The following is a 17,860-nucleotide window of genomic DNA, read 5'->3' as shown; positions in this document are numbered from 1 at the left end:
AGAGTTTCTTTTCTTCTTCCACTAGTTCTGGATGCTTTTCTAGAAGCTCATGGAGACAGATCATGCCTTCTTGGTCCCAATCCTCTTTCTCCCACAGGTGGAGATAATAATCTTTTCTACATTTATGAACAATTCCTTTTACCTTCGCATAATTCTTTTCAAGCATTTGCTTTCCCCCTTTCTCTGCTTGTAGTATAGCAGAGAAAGGGGGAAAGAAGGGCTTTGGTTCCTGTCTTGTGTTTTTGAGTCTGTAATGTTATTGATTATAAGTTTGTAATTCACGTAAAGCTGGCTAGTTTTTTCATATTCTAATTTTCTGACAAAGCAAAAAGCCCACTGTTGTAGGCTTTCTGTAAGATATTTCTTAAAATTAAAGCATTTTGTTGTAGAATTCAACGACAAGGGCTTCGTTGATTTCTGGGTTGATCTCGTCACGTTCTGGCAAACGAGTCAATGAACCTTCCAATTTTTCAGCATCGAATGATACGAATGCTGGACGTCCAAGAGTTGCTTCTACTGCTTCAAGGATAGCTGGAACTTTCAATGATTTTTCACGAACTGAGATCACTTGACCTGGAGTTACACGGTATGATGGGATATCAACGCGTTTTCCGTCAACAAGGATGTGACCGTGGTTTACGAATTGACGAGCTTGACGACGAGTAGTCGCAAGACCAAGACGGTAAACAACGTTATCCAAACGACGTTCCAAAAGAAGCATGAAGTTGAAACCAAGGATTCCACCTTTGATTTTTGTAGCTTGTACGAACAAGTTACGGAATTGTTTTTCACCTACACCGTAAGTGAAACGAAGTTTTTGTTTTTCAGCCAATTGCAAACCGTATTCTGACAATTTAGAACGGTTGTTTGGTCCGTGTTGTCCTGGTACGTAGTTACGACGTGCCAATTCTTTACCTGTACCTGTAAGTGAAAGGCCAAGGCGACGAGCTTGTTTCCAAGATGGTCCTGTATAACGTGACATGTGAATGTCCTCCTGATATAAATAATATTTCGGTGGAAATAGTCACTTAGAAAGCCCTGATTCGTGCAGATGCCCTTCGCCTAAACAGCCAAGGTTACTTATTATAAGACACCTGTTGACGAGCTTCATGCTTTCCTGCTGATATTTCACACAAAATCCATTTTACCATGAATCGCTGGATTTGTAAAGGGGGATTAAGCTTTATTTTCACTAGCAGAAAGGTTGAGAAGGAGGGTAAAGGTGCTTCCTAGGCCGTACTGGCTGGTAACTGTGATTTCTCCACCTAATTGATGGGCTAATTCACGCGCAATCGCAAGACCTAAGCCATGACCACCTGTTTTCATATTGCGCGAAGTTTCGACACGATAAAGGCGCTTGAAAATATTTTCCAAATTCTCTGGGGCAATCCCCTGTCCTTCATCGGTCACACTGATTGAAAGCTGGTTATTTTCCAGCTTAGCTACCACCTCCAACTTGGTCCCTGGAGCTGAGTATTTAAAAGCGTTATTGACCAGATTCACCAAGATACGAGAAAGTTTGGCATAATCTCCTTCAATCCGAGCAGACTCAGGAATCACTTGCAAGTGGACATCTCTCTCCTCCTGCTCAATCAAAAATTGAAATTCACTCATGCACTCAATCAAGAGCTGATCCAGAAAAATGCTGTCTTTTCCAGTCGTCTTCTCCTGATTTCTAGTTGTATTAAGGGTTAAAAAATTCAACTCTTCAACCAGTTTATTAAGCCGTTCTGTCTGGCGTCCAATGGTTGCTAGATAATGGGCTTGTTCTCCTTCCTTGATAACCCCGTCCAAAATTCCTTCTACCGTCGCTTGGATCGAAGTGATAGGAGTCTTGATATCATGCGAAAGCTGGGCAATCATCAAGCCCTTTTCTCGTTCGCTTTCTTCCAAGGAATCAAAGGTTGCTTGCAAATCATGTGACATTTCATTGAAAGCTTGCCCTAACTGCTGAAATTCCAGAGGCCCTTGAACCTCAAGATTTGAAGGAAAATCCTTGTCCGCTACTCGCTTGGCATGTTCCTTGAGTTTCTCCAATGAAGTAAAGACTGGTGATAGGAGATAGAGACTAATCCCAGCACCAACAAAACTTGCCATGAGAGTCATTCCCACTAGGAAATAAATCTCTCTTTCGTCAATTAACATTCGCTGGACTGCCCAAAAAACTACGATAATCGTTAAGAGTGTTGAAATGATATAACCCACTAGAATATAACTTTTTAATTTCATTGACTACCTCGTGCTTTCTCAATTTTGTAGCCCAAGCCCCAGACGGTTTTGATGGTGGGCGTTTCTGCACTGGTATGTTTAGCCAACTCCTGTCGAAGAGCATGAATATGAACATTCAAGGTATTGGTATCATCCACATAGTCTTCTTGCCAGACCTTTTCATAGAGATCTGTCTTAGAGAAAACCCGCTTTGGATTGCTGGCTAAAAGCCATAAAAGCTCGAAGGATTTGACTGTTAAATCAAGCGATACACCTCCGATATAGACCTCATGACTACCGTAATTCATCCGTAAATCCCCGAGACTGACGACTTCTGTCTCACCTCCACGATGAAGGCGACGCAAGATATTGTGGACACGCAAAACCAGCTCACGTGGGCTAAAGGGCTTGGCAATAAAGTCGTCTGCACCCAAGCTTAGGCCATAAATCTTGTCCTGCTCACTGGTCTTAGCCGTTATAAAGAGAAAAGGCTGATCTGGAGATTGATACTGAACTTCGCTAATCAAATCATAACCATCCATCCGAGGCATCATGATATCTGTAATGATCAAATCAATCGGTTTTCGCTTGAAGATTTCTAAAGCCTCTACTCCATCATGAGCCACCAAAACCTGATACCCTGCCTGAACCAGATAGCGTTGATGAATATCTGTAATTTCTACCTCGTCGTCAACGAGCAAAATGGTCTTTCCCATCTGTCTCTCCTTTGAAAAAAACAGTGTTATACTACAATAGTATAACACTATTTTAATCGCTTTACGAACATTCTAAACCATATCTGGATTTTTCAAATCCTAGATAGAAACTCTGTAACTAGACTAGTCATTTTCCTCTTTTTTAGCTTTCAAACCGAGGCCACCTAGCAGTCCAGCCAAGGCTAATCCAAAGAATCCAAGAGTAGCCATTGATGTTTGGGCTTCACCAGTATATGGAAACATGCCTTTTGGTTCTTTCATTTGATCAGCCATCATTGGACTTGATACCTTATTATTAGATGCCATCTTGCCTTCATCAGACATTTTGCTTGAGGCTGCTGGAGCTTGGTCTTGCTTCATACTTGGAGTTGCCATTAGCTGACTAACATTCATGGTTTTGTCTCGCTCTTTGTTAGGCATCATCTTATCCTGGCTAGCAGCTGGCATTTGAGCTTTCATATTAGAAGCACCTTGATGACTATTCATCATTGGAGTCGGCATAGCTGAAACATTAGAAGATGGAACGAAACCTGACTGCATCGGAATAAGAGACTGATGTCCATTCAAGTTCACTGTCAAATCCTTAGTCGCTACAAGATTGCTCAAATCGGCCTTGCCATCTTTTGCACCGTACACTTTAATAGTAGCTTTATAGCTTTGAGTGCCGTTTTGTTTTAAGAGGTCAAGAAGCTCTTTATCTGATTTTCCTTGAGTACCTGCCAAGTCCACTTCATAGAAGTAGAGACCTTTGCCCAATTTTTCTACTGGTGGAAGAGCAGGATTTTTAGCCGAACCGTTGTCTGACCATGGGGCCTTATCGGATGCTTTTAAGATGAGGCGGGTCAACATACCATCCCCAGCGAAGAATTCATATGGAATGACTTGGTTGACACCGGCTGTAAATGGACCAGGGAAATTGGCCTTGTCCAAGTAAGAAGCTGGAACATCTACTGTGTCTTTGGTATTATCAGCCACACCTTTTTGCACTTCAGCTGGAGTGGTCAAGCCGTTCAAGTTGACATTCAAATCTTTAGTCGCTACTAGGTTAGTCAAATCAGCCTTGCCGTCTTTTGCACCGTACACTTTAATAGTAGCTTTATAGCTTTGAGTGCCATTTTGTTTCAAGAGGTCTAGAAGCTCTTTATCTGATTTACCTTGAGTGCCAGCCAAATCCACTTCGTAGAAGTAGAGACCTTTGCCCAATTTCTCTACTGGTGGGAGAGCGGGATTTTTAGCTGAACCGTTGTCTGACCATGGAGCCTTGTCTGAGGCTTTCAAGATAAGGCGAGTCAACATGCCGTCGCCAGCGAAGAATTCGTATGGAATAACTTGATTAACACCAGCTGTGAATGGGCCTGGGAAGTTAGCCTTGGCCAAGTAAGTAGCTGGAACATCAACTGTATCTTTGGTATTGTCAGCCACACCTTTTTGCACTTCGGCTGGAGTAGTCAAACCATTCAAATTGACATCCAAATCCTTAGTCGCTACGAGGTTAGTCAAATCTGCTTTGCCATCTTTCGCACCGTACACTTTAATAGTAGCTTTATAACTTTGAGTACCGTTTTGTTTCAAGAAATCAAGAAGCTCTTTGTCTGATTTGCCTTGGGTGCCTGCCAAGTCTACTTCATAGAAATAGAGACCTTTGCCCAATTTTTCTACTGGTGGGAGAGCGGGATTCTTGGCTGAACCGTTGTCTGACCATGGGGCCTTATCGGATGCTTTTAAGATGAGGCGAGTCAACATACCGTCACCAGCGAAGAACTCATATGGAATGACTTGGTTAACTCCGGCTGTGAATGGGCCAGGGAAATTAGCCTTGTCTAAGTAAGAAGCTGGAACATCAACTGTATCTTTGGTATTGTCAGTCACACCTTTTTGCACTTCAGCAGGGGTGGTCAAGCCGTTCAAGTTGACATCCAAATCCTTAGTCGCTACGAGGTTGCTCAAATCTGCTTTGCCATCTTTCACACCATAAACCTTGATGGTAGCTTTATAGCTTTGAGTGCCATTTTGTTTCAAGAAATCAAGAAGCTCTTTATCAGATTTTCCTTGAGTGCCGGCCAAGTCTACTTCATAGAAGTAGAGACCTTTGCCCAATTTTTCTACTGGTGGAAGGGCGGGATTTTTAGCTGAACCGTTATCTGACCATGGAGCCTTGTCTGAGGCCTTCAAGATAAGGCGAGTCAACATACCATCACCTGCGAAGAATTCGTATGGAATAACTTGGTTGACTCCGGCTGTAAATGGGCCTGGGAAGTTGGCTTTATCCAAGTAAGTAGCTGGGACGTCCACTGTGTCTTTGGTGTTATCGGCCACTCCTTTTTGAACTTCAGCTGGAGCGGTCAAGCCATTCAAGTTCACTGTCAAATCTTTTGTCGCTACAAGATTGCTCAAATCGGCCTTGCCATCTTTTGCACCGTACACTTTAATAGTAGCTTTATAGCTTTGAGTGCCATTTTGTTTTAACAAGTCAAGCAGCTCTTTATCAGATTTACCTTGGGTACCTGCCAAATCCACTTCATAGAAATAGAGGCCTTTGCCCAATTTCTCTACTGGTGGAAGGGCAGGATTTTTAGCTGAACCGTTGTCTGACCATGGGGCCTTGTCAGAGGCTTTCAAGTTGAGGCGGGTCAACATACCATCACCAGCGAAGAATTCGTATGGAATAACTTGGTTGACACCAGCTGTGAATGGACCAGGGAAGTTGGCCTTGTCCAAGTAAGTGGCTGGGACGTCTACTGCGTCTTTAGTGTTGTCAGCTACGCCTTTTTGAACTTCAGCTGGAGTAGTTGCTGGTTGAGCTTCATTTGCTTCACGGTCTTGTCCAGAAACTATAGGCGCAGGATTTGTCGAAGGTTTAACCGCATCTTCTGTTTCTTTCTTAGATTCTGGCTTTGCTTGCATTTCTTCTTTTGGTGCTACTACCGACTCTTTAGCAATTGCGTCCGCTTTTTCTGAAGAGCTTGTCGTATCCAAACTTGCTTTAGGTGTTGGAACAGACTGTTCTGAAGAAAGAGCTGTATCAACTGCTTCTTTGAGTAGCTCTACTGGTAAATCGCTCTTTGCACTCACCGCATCTGGCAAGACTTGAGTCGGGGTTGGATTGACCACATCGGCACGTACTGAACTTGGTTGACCAACTAGGACAAAGAAGCCACTAGCCACAACAACTGAGGCAACACCGACACTAAGACGGCGGATAGACCAACGAGTATATCTCTGATTTGGATTGAATTTCATAGGATTCTCCTTAGAGTTTTTCTTTATTTGATGACTCTAGTATAATCTCCTAAAATTAAAAAGGATTAAGAAAAAGTTAAAATTTTTCTTAAATCCCTCTTATAAAATACTTATATTGACTCAATAGTCGTTGAAAAAAAGAATAGTCATTCCTCTTCTACTCACTAAGGTTTGCTAGGGTATCCAAATATTGGTTATTAATCACCGCCATGATATAGGTATCCGGTTTTAATAAATCATTTGGTCCAAACTGTACATCTAAGGGAGCATTTTCGTAGTCACGAAAACCGAGGATATTGAGATTGTACCGTCCTCGAAGATCAAGTTGACTTAGACTCTTACCTGACCACGATTGTGGAATTTTCATCTCGACAATCGAGACATTCTTGTCCAACTGAAAGACATCTACACTGTTATTAAAGAGAATCGTCTGTGCCAACGAACGACCCATCTCAAACTCTGGTGAAATGACTGAGTCTGCACCGATTTTTTCAAGGACTTTTTTTGCTGTATGGCTTTTAACCTTAGCAATAACAGTCGGTACCCCTAGACTCTTGCAATGCATGACTGCAAGAACACTAGACTCTAGATTTTCACCAGTTGCGACGACTACGGTATCGCAGGTATCAATTCCAGCTGATAGCAAGAGTTCTTCATCTGTGATATCTCCAACAACACCACGCACCAAGACTGGTTCAAATTGATTGATTCGTTCCTCATGGTTGTCAATAGCGATAATATTTATATCATGCTTGGCGAGAGCAGCCAGAACACTACTCCCAAAAATACCCAAGCCTAAAATTCCGATTGTCCGATCTGACATAGTTTATCCTTTCTTATCCTATGGTAATATCTGCTTTCATATAGTGGATCATATCTTTCTTATCTGGTTGATACTCAGCCAAACTAACTAATAGCGTCAGAGGTCCGATTCGCCCAATAAACATCAGTAGCATGATGACACTAAGCGCTAGCTTACCTAACTCTGGTGTCAAATTAGCAGTTACTCCAACCGTGGCAAGAGCAGAAATTGTTTCAAACATAATGTAGATAAAGCGCGGATTCCCCTCGGCTGTTATTCCTACTAAGATTAAGCCCGATAAAAAAGTTATCAAGAAGATGATAAAAACACTGAATGATTTTTGAACTGTCCGAGGTTCAATCGTTCTCCGAGCTACATTTGCATGAGGTAACCCTAAAAGTTCACTGCGTGCGAATACCAACAAGACAAAGAAGGTTGTGATTTTTAGTCCCCCTGCTGTACCGCCAGGTGCCCCACCCAGAAACATCTGCAAAATATAGATCATCAAGGTAACAGGCCTAGCCTGAGTAAAATCAATAGAAGCAAAACCTGCTGTTCTCATGCTGACAGTTTGGAAGAAACTAACCAGCAATTTATCTGGGAAGCTGAGATTTCCAATCGTTCCCGAATTATTCCACTCTATCAAGAGGGTTGAAACTGTTCCAGCAAATAAAATCCCCGCTGTTAAGAAGAGGACTAGCTTAGTATGGAAACGAAGACGACGCTTTTTCTTCTTTCCTAACTGGGTAGCCAAGTCGAACCAAACCATGAAACCTAGACCACCCGTAATAATCAAGCCTGCAATCACTAAATTAATCAATGGGTCTGTCTGAAAGGCTAGCAAACTCGTGCTACCAAAATTATCAAATCCAGCATTACAGAAAGCTGAAATAGCTACGAAAATGGAAGTAAAAATTCCCCGTCCCCAACCAAACTCGGGGACAAAACGAAAACTTAGCAGAAAGGCTCCGAATCCTTCTACTAGAAAAGTCGTCACGAAGATGGAACGTAGAAAATCCCTCAAAGACTGAGTTTCTTCAAAACTAAAACTCTCCAGAATCGTTTCACGACCTCGAAGACTCAGCTTTTGCTTGCTTTGAATATAGAAGACCCCTATAAAGGTCATGAGCCCCAAACCACCAATCTGAATCAAGACCATACAAATCAACTGCCCCCAAACATTGTAGGTAGAAGCGACAGGTAAGGTAAATAGTCCTGTCACACAGACCATGGATACAGCTGTAAACAAATGATCAAAATAACCGGCATGAGATGTTGGAGCTTGTACGAGTGGTAAACTCAACAGGAGGGAACCTAGAAAAATAACCAAAGCAAAGCTTAAAAAGATTCGCCGAGCAGGTGATAAACGCCCCAGAATGGTATTTATTTTTTCAACAATTGATTTTAATAACATAGCTACATTGTACCACAAAAAACTGAGAATACTCACATATGACTAACGATCTCAAGACAGAGTTCTAGCGCCTTTTCGAAAGCCTCCGCACCCCAATCGCGCTGGTCATAGTTATCAAGATCTGCCAATGAATCAGCCGTGAACAGCAACTCACCCCAGATAACTCCACGAAGTTGAGCCACTGCCGTTAGAGCTGCACACTCCATCTCTACAACTGCACAACCTTCTTCCTTACGATAGGCAACTTTTTCAGCGGTTTCTCGGTAAAATCCGTCTGTCGACCAGGTCATGACTTCTTCGTAAGGGACACCTAGTTGTTCTAAGACTTGCTCGATAGCAGAAATCGCTTCTACATGAACATCCATATAACGAGATGGTGGCGCATAATGGTAGCTGGCTCCTTCATCACGTAGCGCTCGAACTGGAACTAGAAAGGCATTTTCTTCTATATTAGTTAGTACTCCACAAGTACCGGTAGAGATGATTTTCTCCACACCGTAGCCAATCAACCAATCCATAAACTGGGCTGCTGGAGCAGAACCAACAGGAGCCTGGACTAGGCATACTTTTTCACCTTTATAATCCATGACATAAACAGGATAAGTTTTAGTGGCAGAAATAAACTCCCCAACGCACTCTGCTCCCGCTTCCTGAGCATAGCGGTCAATCTCCTCCTCCAAAAACGCATAGATGCACTTCTTTGGCAACTGTAAATCTAAGCCTTCATGGTTGGGCATAATGACTGCCTGAGGATTGTCATCAAACTCTAAAATAGGAATGGCATGTTTCTGAATCATAGAATACCTCCTCTAAATTTTTACTATTGTATCAAAAACAAAAAGAAAGTCAAGGTGAACCCTAAATAAAAAACTTACCTTTAATAGGAAAGAAAAATTAAAAACTAATTCCCGTACTAAAAAAATTGCTGTAGCAAAGGAATTATCTTATAATAGATTGAATTTAAAAAAAGTGAGGGAGTTTTATGAAATTCTATTCCTATGACTACGTGCTCAGCCAGATTAGTCAACAGAATTGGGTCATGATTATCGTATCAGCTATACTGCTTATTGTGACTGGATTTTTTGCATTTAAGGCTTTTCAAGATAAGAGAGGAAGTAAGTTCCGTGAATTATCGATTATTTCTATTTTGACCTTAATCGCTTTCGTTTTGATAAGCATTTCGAATTTTCAAAGCAACCAATCTAACGATAATCAATTTCGTAGTTCCTTACACTTCATTGAGATTGTCTCAAAAGAGTTAGGTGTTGATAAGAAAGATGTTTTTGTCAACACTTCAGCGGTAACTGATGGAGCAATTATTAAAGTTGGCGACAATTTTTATCGTGCTATCAGTGGAAGTGACCAAGATAGCTATCTATTAGAAAAGATAGAACTCTATAAATCAGATGTGGAACTCGTGGAGGTTGAAAAATGATAAGCTTTTTTGCTACAATTGCGATTAAATTAGCCTTAGGGCTTCTTTCTCTAGTGTTTGTTATTAACGTAACAGGGAAAGGAAATCTTGCACCAAGTTCTGCAGTGGACCAAATCCAGAACTTTGTTCTTGGGGGTATTATTGGTGGGGTTATCTACAATAGCTCAATCACCATCATCCAATACGTTGTTATCCTCATTATTTGGACTATTCTCATTTTACTCCTCAAATGGTTGAATACCAATGTTTCCTTCATTAAACATCTGATTGACGGAAAACCTACGATTATCATTAAAAATGGAACATTAGATCCAGAAGCCTGTCGCTCAAAAGGTCTAGCTGCTGCTGATGTTGCTCTTAAATTGCGCGCTCAAGGAATCTTTCAATTAAAGGATGTCAAGAGAGCTGTGATTGAGCAAAACGGACAACTAATTGTCGTAAGAATGGGTGACGAAAATCCTAAGTACCCAGTCATCACAGACGGTGTTGTCCAAGTTGAAATCCTAGAAACCATTGGCAAATCCGAGGAGTGGCTAACTGAGAAATTGAAAGAAGAAGGTTTCGAAGAAGTCTCAAATATCTTTATCGCTGAATATGATAAAGGTCAATTGAATGTTGTAACCTATTAAAAAATAAACTGATGCTTTTCGTATCAGTTTTTTGCTTTTTAGCATAAAAGGGTATATACTTAAACCAATATCTGATGTAATTTAGATAATACAAAAAATTAACGGAGGTATCCCCCATGTCAATCGAAGAAAAATTCAACCAAGCTAAAGGTTCTGTTAAAGAAGGCTTTGGTAAACTAACTGGCGATACAAAAACTCAAACAGAAGGAGCTGCAGAAAAGGTAGCTTCAAAAGCTAAAGAAGTTGCTGAAGATGCAAAAGAAGCTGTCGAAGGTGCAGTATCTGGCGTAAAAAACATCTTTAAAAAAGACGGAGAATAATTCTTTCTCGTCCTAATAACATAAGAAACTCTTATTCCAAGCTGTTAATATGCTAGGGATAAGAGTTTTTTCTTTAAATTATTATGTTTTTTAATATTAGAAAATACTTCTTATGATGTGTTGCTCAACCTAAAGCAAAAAGAACTAATTCCTATACTCCTCCTATTTCCACAAACCACCTAAGATTTGTTTTTCCAATAAGCCTAAGTCCTCTTCTCTCATTTCGCCATTGACGCCAACGACATATAGTTGAGAGAAGTAAGCTAACAATGGACCTATACAGATGCGAACCATTTGAGGAATCGTTATCTCTGGATTTACACGTGGATCTGCTAGCAATTCCTTATGAAGCACTCGAAGTTTATCTTGAATAGCATTCCAGATAAAAATCTGTTCATTTTTTAGTTTTTTATTTGAAAAACTCTCTTGTAGAATGATTTTCATCAAGGCACGATTTTTTTTGAGATAGCTCATACGATTATGGACGAGATAACGAACCCTCTCTTCTGTCGTTTCAAAAGCTAAGAGTTCCTCAAAAAAACTACCGAGAATGCCTGGGACTACAGGATGTAAAATAGCCGTCAGTAAATCATCCTTCGTCTTAAAATACTTAAACAAAGTTGCCTGGCTTAGTCCAGCACGCTCAGCTATGTGAAGAGTTGAGGTCCCATGGTAACTCCTGGTTGATATGAGATCCACTGCTGCCTGCATGATTTTTTTCTTTCCTTGAGGGTAATTCGCTTCTTCTAAGTAATCTTCAAACGATTCAAAAACAGTCTTATCCATCCAATCTTCACACCTTTTTAGCATTATTTATGTTGATTTCTAAACTTTACGATAACGACGCAATCCAACAATATTGAGAATTGTTAAAATGATCAAGAAAATCATTAAAACACCAAGATTTGACAAAATATCACCAAGATTGTGTCCGTAAAGAATAATCTGGCTTATTGCATCACCAGAATAGGTTAATGGCAAAAATTTCCCCACAGTTGGAGCCCATTCTCCCATGGATGACAATGGAATAATTCCTGAGAAAAAAAGTTGGGGCATAATCACGAGAGGAATAAATTGCATCATTTGGAATTCTGATTTTGCTAGAGTAGACAAGAGAATTCCAAAAGCTAGTGCTACAAGAGCCAGTACCACATTAACTATTATAACATTTAAAATATTTCCTACAACTTCTACATCTAGTAGCCAAATTGCTGCTAAAACGACAACTGCCGTTTGAAAAATCGCAATAATACCGTAAGACAACATATAGCCATAGACGATTTCAGAACGTTTCACTGGGGTTGCTAACAAGCGATCCAAGGTTCCACTTGTTCGCTCTTTCAACAGTGCCATACCAGAAATCAAAAAGACAAAGAAGAAGACCACAAAGCCAATTAAAATTGGAATCATACGTGCAAAGAATCCAGTATTTTTATCTCCATATTGGTAAGATTCTTTGATTTCAGGCGCCTTTTCATCTAATTTCAATTGTGGAAGAGCTTGTTTGACACGAGATAATAACTGATCGGTGCCTTCATTGACGATACTTGTTCGTAACACTTGTCGTGTCATAGTTGTTTTAGAAGCATCCGTATTTGCGTAGTCGACCTGATACTCACCATCTTTATACGATATGACTGCATCTACTTTCTCGTCAGCTAGAGCTTTTTTAGCCTGATCTAAGTCTTGATAAGTCTCGACGTCCACATGATCGAGCTCATCCATTTTTGTTACCAAACCAGTTGGTAGATCTTGTGTCGCTAACTTGACATTCACGGTTGTACTAGCTGAAAACATGAGGTTCATCAGCCACATAATAAATACCGGCGCTACAAACATCATAGCCAAGGTTCGTTTGTCACGAAGCAATTCTTTGATAACTTTTTTAGCAATAGCAATGGTTCTCATCTTACTCTCCTTCTGCTTTCAAAAAGACTTCTTCAATACTTGAAACTTGATAACTATCTTTTAAGTGTTGCGGTGTATCAAAAGCAATGATTTTTCCACCTAATAATAAGCCGACCTTATCCGTTAACTCTGCTTCATCCATAACATGGGTAGTAACTAATATCCCTACCCCATTGTCTCTAAGCGCGAATAATTCTTTCCAGATTTTCTTTCGAAGAGAAGGGTCGATTCCAACTGTCGGTTCGTCCAAAATCAAGAGCTGAGGATTCCCCAGAAGCGCGACGGCTAAAGACAAGCGTCGCTTCATTCCTCCAGAATAACCGGATACCGTTTTATTCAAATGCTCTGTCAGATCCACAACTTGAGCCACATGGGCAATTTCAGCTGTCAGATCTCTTTTGGATAGCCCTTTTAGCTGACCAAAAAATTCTAGATTTTCTTGACCTGACAAGGCCTCATAAAGAGCATCAGACTGAGCCATATAGCCAATATCACCTAAAATATGACGATTTGGCATAGTATGGTCCAAGACTAAAGCGATACCGCTATCCGCCTTTTCCATTCCTAGCATGGTTTTAATCATAGTTGATTTACCAGCACCTGATGGACCGATTAGACCAATGATTTCTCCAGGCTGTAAATCAAAACCAACGTGATCTAAGACCATTTGACGACCAAAAGATTTTTCTAAATCTTTTAAATGTAACAATTTTTTCATTTGAATCCTCCTAGGTGAGTATTTACTCACTTTTGAAATATAAAACTATTATAGTGAGTATCCACTCACTTGTCAAGTTGAAAGTTGATAGTTGAAAAAAATCTCCCTTCTCTTTCGAGAAAGGAGATTTTTATTTTATGGTCGTCCACCAGGGCCTCCATTTCCTTGAGGGCCACCGCCAGGTGCCCCTCCGCCTCCAGGCATAGAACTGACAATCTCAGTTTGTTTTTCACCATTGAGATAGATATCTCCGCCTGTGTAGGTCGCTGTTCCATCAAAGTCAAAACCAGTTTGACCAGTCATTTTGATGGTTCCTCCATTAACTGTAATATTACCATTTGAGTCAATTGGATCCGTGTCCCCTTGACCAACTTCAACCGTCAAGTTCCCACCATTCATAGTGAAGAAAATTTCACTTTGTTGAGCATTTTTGTTGGCTGCATTGACACCATCATCCGTTGAATAGATGGCGATATCTCCACCGTTGATAGTAATTGACTTACCTTCAAGCCCTTCTGTAGAATTCTTAACGGTATAGGTACCACTATCAATAACCAAATCACCTGATGCGTGGATACCATCATCTCCAGCAGTAACAGTGATGGTATTGTCAGAGAGATACATGGTTCCTACAGATGTGTCCTCATCATTGTCGACCTTAACTCCGTCTTCCTTGGCATCGATAGTCATAGTTGTGCCGGTAATGTTGAGTTCATCATTAACATTAAAGGCATCCCCGACTGCTGTGATGTTGTAGCTTCCACCTGTGATGTGAAGTGTATCATTTGCCTTGATACCATTGTTTTTCTTACCATCTACATTGAGAGTTCCTTTACCGTTGATGGTCAAGTCCACTTTAGAGAAGAGCGCTGCATCCGCTTTTTCGTCACTATTAGTTGCTGAATCTGATAGGCTATTAGTTGTGCCATCTGCTAGAGTTAGGTAAACATGACCGGCTGATGTTGCAGATATAGCAGCATTGGTATTGGTCATGGTCACACCCTTTAGAACAATATGTACATCATCAGTCTTTTCGGCTTCAATCTTGATTTGAACTCCGTCGGATTGACCAGATATGACATAGGTTCCTGCCTTGGAGATTGTAACGGTAGATCCTGATACGGCAACTCCATCACCTGATACCTTCGCTGTTGATTCTGACAAGGTTACAGTTGCTGCTGTCTTTTCATCATAAGAAGTATCATAGTCCTTGTCTGTAAAATAGCTAGTTTTCTTAGCTTCTGTAGTTGATGTCGTTTTCGTTGTCGCAGTATTGCTAGCTGTTGTATTTGAAGTTGACTGGGTACAAGCTGTTACTAGTGCTAGAGTTGCTATACTCGTTAATAGGAATGTCCATTTTTTTGCTTTCATGCTCGTTTCCTCGTCTTTCATTTTACATGCTCTTAGTCTACGGGTCTTTCCTAAAAGAAGCCTAAACTTTTTCTGAAAGTTTTCTTAAGTTTAGTTTCAATTAAGTTAAATTTAACAAAAGTTTTAGAAATCCCCTCTAGAATTGTAGACAAGCAAGTTCATCTTGTTTAAAAATAGTATAACTGAAAGCAAGAGGAGAAAGACTTATGAAACCATTAGAAACAACTTTTAAGCGGATTGAAACCAAATATATTGTCTCCAAAGATAAAATAAACAAACTCATCCAAGATTTAAAGGAATATTTAGTAGAAGACGACTATCCAATTTCAACTATTTCAAATATCTACTTTGATACGGAAGACTTTGCTGTGCTCCAAGATGATGATTTTGGAAATAAGCGAAAAGAAAAGGTTCGGATGCGGACCTATCTCAGCCAACCTAAAGCAGATAGTCAAGTATTTTTAGAAATCAAAACCAAGGACCAAGAAGGAGTTGGTCGCAAGTTTAGACTACTCTCAACTCCTAGTTCTATCCTTCATTTTATGACCAAAGGGCACTTGGATGCTAGCATTACTGATACAGTCGTCATTGAAAAAGTGAAAAAGCTTCATCAGGATTACAAGCAGGCTATCAAGCCTCGTATGTACATCTACTACGATCGTTATTCATTAAAAGAAAAAAAACACATCGAGGGCTACAACTATAACAAAATTCGTATCACAATTGACCAAAATCTAGTCTATAGAGATGAAAATGTCAGTCTCTTTGCAGGAAATCAAGGGGCCCCTCTATTAGATGACAATACTGTGATTATGGAGATTAAAGCTCCTGGAAACAAACCTCAGTGGTTACAAGATATTCTAGACAAGTATGGTTTGATGGAGCACAAATTTTCAAAATACAGTTGTGCTTACCACAAATCTCAAGGGCTTCCTTATGCACCACGTCCCAGTATAGAAAGCGCAGGTATCGCTTATGCTTAATCTATTTAATTCCATTTTCAACAACGCCACTGCAAGTGCAGATCCCTTCCAACTACTGCTGGCACTTCTAGTCAGTCTAGTCCTCGGTTTGGCACTTACTTGGACCTACAAATATCGGACCCTCTACACCAGAGAATTTGCTATCAGCTTGACTCTGCTTCCCTGCCTTATGACCTTGGTTATTTTTCTGGTCAATGGGAGCTTGGGTACGTCAATTGCTGTAGCCGGAACCTTTAGTTTGATTCGTTTCCGTTCTGCAACTAGTGGTTCAAGAGAACTGATTGCGATTTTCCTTGCCATGATTATCGGTTTGGCTTGTGGAACAGGTTATCTCTTCTTGGCTATTCTCTTCACCCTATTTATCTTGGGCGTTTGGTTCCTTTTGGAAAATCAACAAGTCAAAACTGACAATCAACGTCGTAGACTTTTGACAATCACGGTAGCTAATCAGGAGAAGGTACAGGAAGCTATCCAATCAGCTCTTGACCAATTCTGCTCAGAAATTGACATGATTACGATCAATAGCACAAATGCAGGGGACAACCTTAGCATTGTCTATGAAGTCGAGCTAAAAACAGAGGCAGACGATTTCCAAGTGACTAGCTACCTCACACAAAATATTGATCAGTGCGATGTGGCATTGACTAAAAAAGCTAAAAAGAGAAAAAATCTCTAAAGACGAAAAACGAGGCTGGGATAAAAATTCCCACCTCGTTTTTTTCTAGCAATAAGTTTTTGATACTGAGACTGGTTAGGCTTTACGATTCCAAAGAGCTCTTGTGAAAAAGACTTCACTTTCTCTTTCTACAATCTTTAATTTCCTTTAACTGGAATCTCTTTGATAACTCGTGCTGGATTTCCTGCCAGAACTACATTGTCACCAAAGGATTTTGTAATAACCGCTCCTGCTCCTGCAACGACATTATTCCCTAAAGTAACACCCGGTAGGACAATGACACCACCACCTGCCCAAAAGTTCTTACCAATCGTGATGGGTTTGCCAAATTCTAGTCCTGAGTTTCGTTCGTCGGGGTCCAGTGGGTGAAGGGGTGTTAAAAATTGACAATTTGGACCAATCATGGCATTATCACCGATGGTTATAGGACAAACATCTAGCATAGTTAAATTCCAATTGGAATAAAAATTTTCTCCTAGATGAATATTGACCCCGTAATCTACCATCAAGCGAGTGTTGATGTAGAGATTTTCACCAGTAGAACCAAACCATCCTTTGATGATTTCCATACCTTTTACTGGATCGACTTCTTCATTAAAAGCTGCTTGCTTTTGTCGCGCTGTTTGCGCTAAGGCACGGAGTTCTGAATCAAACGGGTGATAGGGTTCCCCCGCAATCATTTTTTGATATTCAGTTTTCATATCTTGATGTCCTTGTTTTTTATACTCAATGAAAATCAAAGAGCAAACTAAGAAGCGAGCCGCAGGCTGTACTTGAGTACGGCAAGGCGAAGCTGACGTGGTTTGAATTTGATTTTCGAAGAGTATTAGATGATTGTAGCATAGTTTTATCCTTAATACAAGCATCAAAAAAACTAGTGCATCGCACGATGCACTAGTTTCTTATTAGAAAGTTGACTGTTATCAATACTTTACAGAGTTGATTAGTCTTCTTTCTTTTTACGAGCCATAAGTCCGAATCCACTCAAGATACCTACTAAACCAAGGCCAGCAAGACCAGCATGGTCTTTAGTACCAGTATTTGGCAACTGAGGAGTAGTTGTCTTAGCTACTGTTTCAGTTACTGGAGCTGATTTACTTGGTGTTTCTGGAACTTGGATTGGTTTTGGTTCTGGTGTCGGAACTGGATCTGGTGTTGGTTTCGAGTCTGGTGTCGGCACCGGATTCGGTGTTACCACCTTCTTGTAGATGTGTTGGATATTACCATCTTTATCTACAACTGTCTTCACAAACTCGTAACCTGGAATTTCTTTCTTAGGCTGTTCACCATTCTCAGTCGGATATCCTGGAATTGGATTTCCATTTTCATCAACATAAGAGGTCGTAATCTTTTCGTAGACGTGCTCTGTATCTCCGTTCGGAAGTTTCTTAGTCTCTACGAAGCGGTAACCTGGGATTGCTTTCTTAGGTTGTTCGCCAT

At 40.5% G+C, this 17,860-nt stretch carries 18 protein-coding genes and 1 pseudogene; 5 read left to right on the top strand and 14 right to left on the bottom strand.

Translation table 11 applies throughout. The features are described 5' to 3' along the window. From HMPREF2795_RS10900 to HMPREF2795_RS05175, 8 genes and pseudogenes are all read right to left on the bottom strand, one after another. Positions 1 to 166: pseudogene (locus tag HMPREF2795_RS10900) on the bottom strand (sigma-70 family RNA polymerase sigma factor); the annotation flags it as partial. A 204-nt stretch (positions 167 to 370) separates the two neighbouring features. After that, on the bottom strand, positions 371 to 982 hold the full coding sequence (gene rpsD, locus HMPREF2795_RS05205; protein ID WP_000092756.1) for a 30S ribosomal protein S4: 612 nt from the start codon (positions 980 to 982) through the stop codon (positions 371 to 373). Between the two features lie 194 nt (positions 983 to 1,176). Beyond that, positions 1,177 to 2,229 (bottom strand): sensor histidine kinase, encoded by a 1,053-nt coding sequence (locus HMPREF2795_RS05200; RefSeq protein WP_075228404.1) that lies wholly within the window; start codon positions 2,227 to 2,229, stop codon positions 1,177 to 1,179. Further along, positions 2,226 to 2,924, bottom strand: a complete 699-nt coding sequence (locus tag HMPREF2795_RS05195; RefSeq protein WP_075228403.1) for a response regulator transcription factor — start codon at positions 2,922 to 2,924, stop codon at positions 2,226 to 2,228. Before HMPREF2795_RS05195 ends, HMPREF2795_RS05200 begins: the two co-directional genes overlap by 4 nt. 123 nt (positions 2,925 to 3,047) lie before the next feature. After that, on the bottom strand, positions 3,048 to 6,164 hold the full coding sequence (locus HMPREF2795_RS05190) for an SSURE domain-containing protein (protein ID WP_075228402.1): 3,117 nt from the start codon (positions 6,162 to 6,164) through the stop codon (positions 3,048 to 3,050). A gap of 157 nt (positions 6,165 to 6,321) precedes the next feature. Further along, the gene (locus tag HMPREF2795_RS05185; protein WP_075228401.1) at positions 6,322 to 6,987 is read right to left on the bottom strand and encodes a potassium channel family protein; all 666 of its coding nucleotides are present in this window, start codon (positions 6,985 to 6,987) and stop codon (positions 6,322 to 6,324) included. Between the two features lie 13 nt (positions 6,988 to 7,000). Next, positions 7,001 to 8,380 (bottom strand): TrkH family potassium uptake protein, encoded by a 1,380-nt coding sequence (locus HMPREF2795_RS05180; protein ID WP_075228400.1) that lies wholly within the window; start codon positions 8,378 to 8,380, stop codon positions 7,001 to 7,003. Positions 8,381 to 8,412: 32 nt separating this feature from the next. Continuing rightward, positions 8,413 to 9,177 (bottom strand): nucleoside phosphorylase, encoded by a 765-nt coding sequence (locus HMPREF2795_RS05175; protein ID WP_075228399.1) that lies wholly within the window; start codon positions 9,175 to 9,177, stop codon positions 8,413 to 8,415. 185 nt (positions 9,178 to 9,362) lie between these two features. Here HMPREF2795_RS05175 and HMPREF2795_RS05170 point away from each other — a divergent pair, with 185 nt between their 5' ends. The 3 genes from HMPREF2795_RS05170 (at position 9,363) to HMPREF2795_RS05160 (ending at position 10,764) form a co-directional block, all read left to right on the top strand. After that, positions 9,363 to 9,815: a DUF3290 family protein gene (locus HMPREF2795_RS05170; protein ID WP_075228398.1), complete on the top strand. Its 453-nt coding sequence runs from the start codon at positions 9,363 to 9,365 to the stop codon at positions 9,813 to 9,815. Beyond that, positions 9,812 to 10,444, top strand: a complete 633-nt coding sequence (locus HMPREF2795_RS05165) for a DUF421 domain-containing protein (protein ID WP_075228397.1) — start codon at positions 9,812 to 9,814, stop codon at positions 10,442 to 10,444. Before HMPREF2795_RS05170 ends, HMPREF2795_RS05165 begins: the two co-directional genes overlap by 4 nt. A 116-nt stretch (positions 10,445 to 10,560) precedes the next feature. Then, entirely contained in the window at positions 10,561 to 10,764 is a 204-nt protein-coding gene (locus HMPREF2795_RS05160; RefSeq protein ID WP_006153995.1) for a CsbD family protein, read from the top strand. A gap of 162 nt (positions 10,765 to 10,926) precedes the next feature. Here HMPREF2795_RS05160 and HMPREF2795_RS05155 read toward each other — a convergent pair whose 3' ends face one another. The 4 genes from HMPREF2795_RS05155 to HMPREF2795_RS05140 all read right to left on the bottom strand — a co-directional run bounded on the left by HMPREF2795_RS05155 (position 10,927) and on the right by HMPREF2795_RS05140 (position 14,761). Beyond that, positions 10,927 to 11,550 (bottom strand): TetR/AcrR family transcriptional regulator, encoded by a 624-nt coding sequence (locus tag HMPREF2795_RS05155; protein ID WP_049508119.1) that lies wholly within the window; start codon positions 11,548 to 11,550, stop codon positions 10,927 to 10,929. Between the two features lie 39 nt (positions 11,551 to 11,589). Next, entirely contained in the window at positions 11,590 to 12,672 is a 1,083-nt protein-coding gene (locus tag HMPREF2795_RS05150) for an ABC transporter permease (protein ID WP_006154045.1), read from the bottom strand. Position 12,673: 1 nt separating this feature from the next. Beyond that, positions 12,674 to 13,390 (bottom strand): ABC transporter ATP-binding protein, encoded by a 717-nt coding sequence (locus tag HMPREF2795_RS05145; protein WP_021144116.1) that lies wholly within the window; start codon positions 13,388 to 13,390, stop codon positions 12,674 to 12,676. Between the two features lie 135 nt (positions 13,391 to 13,525). Further along, positions 13,526 to 14,761, bottom strand: a complete 1,236-nt coding sequence (locus HMPREF2795_RS05140) for a carbohydrate-binding domain-containing protein (RefSeq protein WP_006154049.1) — start codon at positions 14,759 to 14,761, stop codon at positions 13,526 to 13,528. Positions 14,762 to 14,967: 206 nt separating this feature from the next. Here HMPREF2795_RS05140 and HMPREF2795_RS05135 point away from each other — a divergent pair, with 206 nt between their 5' ends. Beyond that, positions 14,968 to 15,744, top strand: coding sequence for a polyphosphate polymerase domain-containing protein (locus tag HMPREF2795_RS05135; RefSeq protein WP_075228396.1), 777 nt, complete (start codon positions 14,968 to 14,970; stop codon positions 15,742 to 15,744). Next, positions 15,737 to 16,420 carry a DUF4956 domain-containing protein gene (locus tag HMPREF2795_RS05130; protein WP_045762619.1) on the top strand — a complete coding sequence of 228 codons (684 nt, stop codon included), beginning with the start codon at positions 15,737 to 15,739 and terminating at the stop codon, positions 16,418 to 16,420. Before HMPREF2795_RS05135 ends, HMPREF2795_RS05130 begins: the two co-directional genes overlap by 8 nt. Positions 16,421 to 16,557: 137 nt before the next feature. Here HMPREF2795_RS05130 and HMPREF2795_RS05125 read toward each other — a convergent pair whose 3' ends face one another. Continuing rightward, the gene (locus tag HMPREF2795_RS05125) at positions 16,558 to 17,121 is read right to left on the bottom strand and encodes a sugar O-acetyltransferase (RefSeq protein ID WP_075228395.1); all 564 of its coding nucleotides are present in this window, start codon (positions 17,119 to 17,121) and stop codon (positions 16,558 to 16,560) included. A gap of 242 nt (positions 17,122 to 17,363) precedes the next feature. Further along, positions 17,364 to 17,860, bottom strand: a 497-nt coding sequence (locus HMPREF2795_RS05120; RefSeq protein ID WP_148131280.1) for an LPXTG cell wall anchor domain-containing protein, incomplete at its 5' end; no start/stop codon positions are given.

This window comes from Streptococcus sp. HMSC056C01 (assembly GCF_001811305.1).
Taxonomy (GTDB): domain Bacteria; phylum Bacillota; class Bacilli; order Lactobacillales; family Streptococcaceae; genus Streptococcus.
The sequence above is the reverse complement of the archived record's forward strand: the minus strand, read 5'-3'. Positions and strand labels throughout refer to the sequence as shown.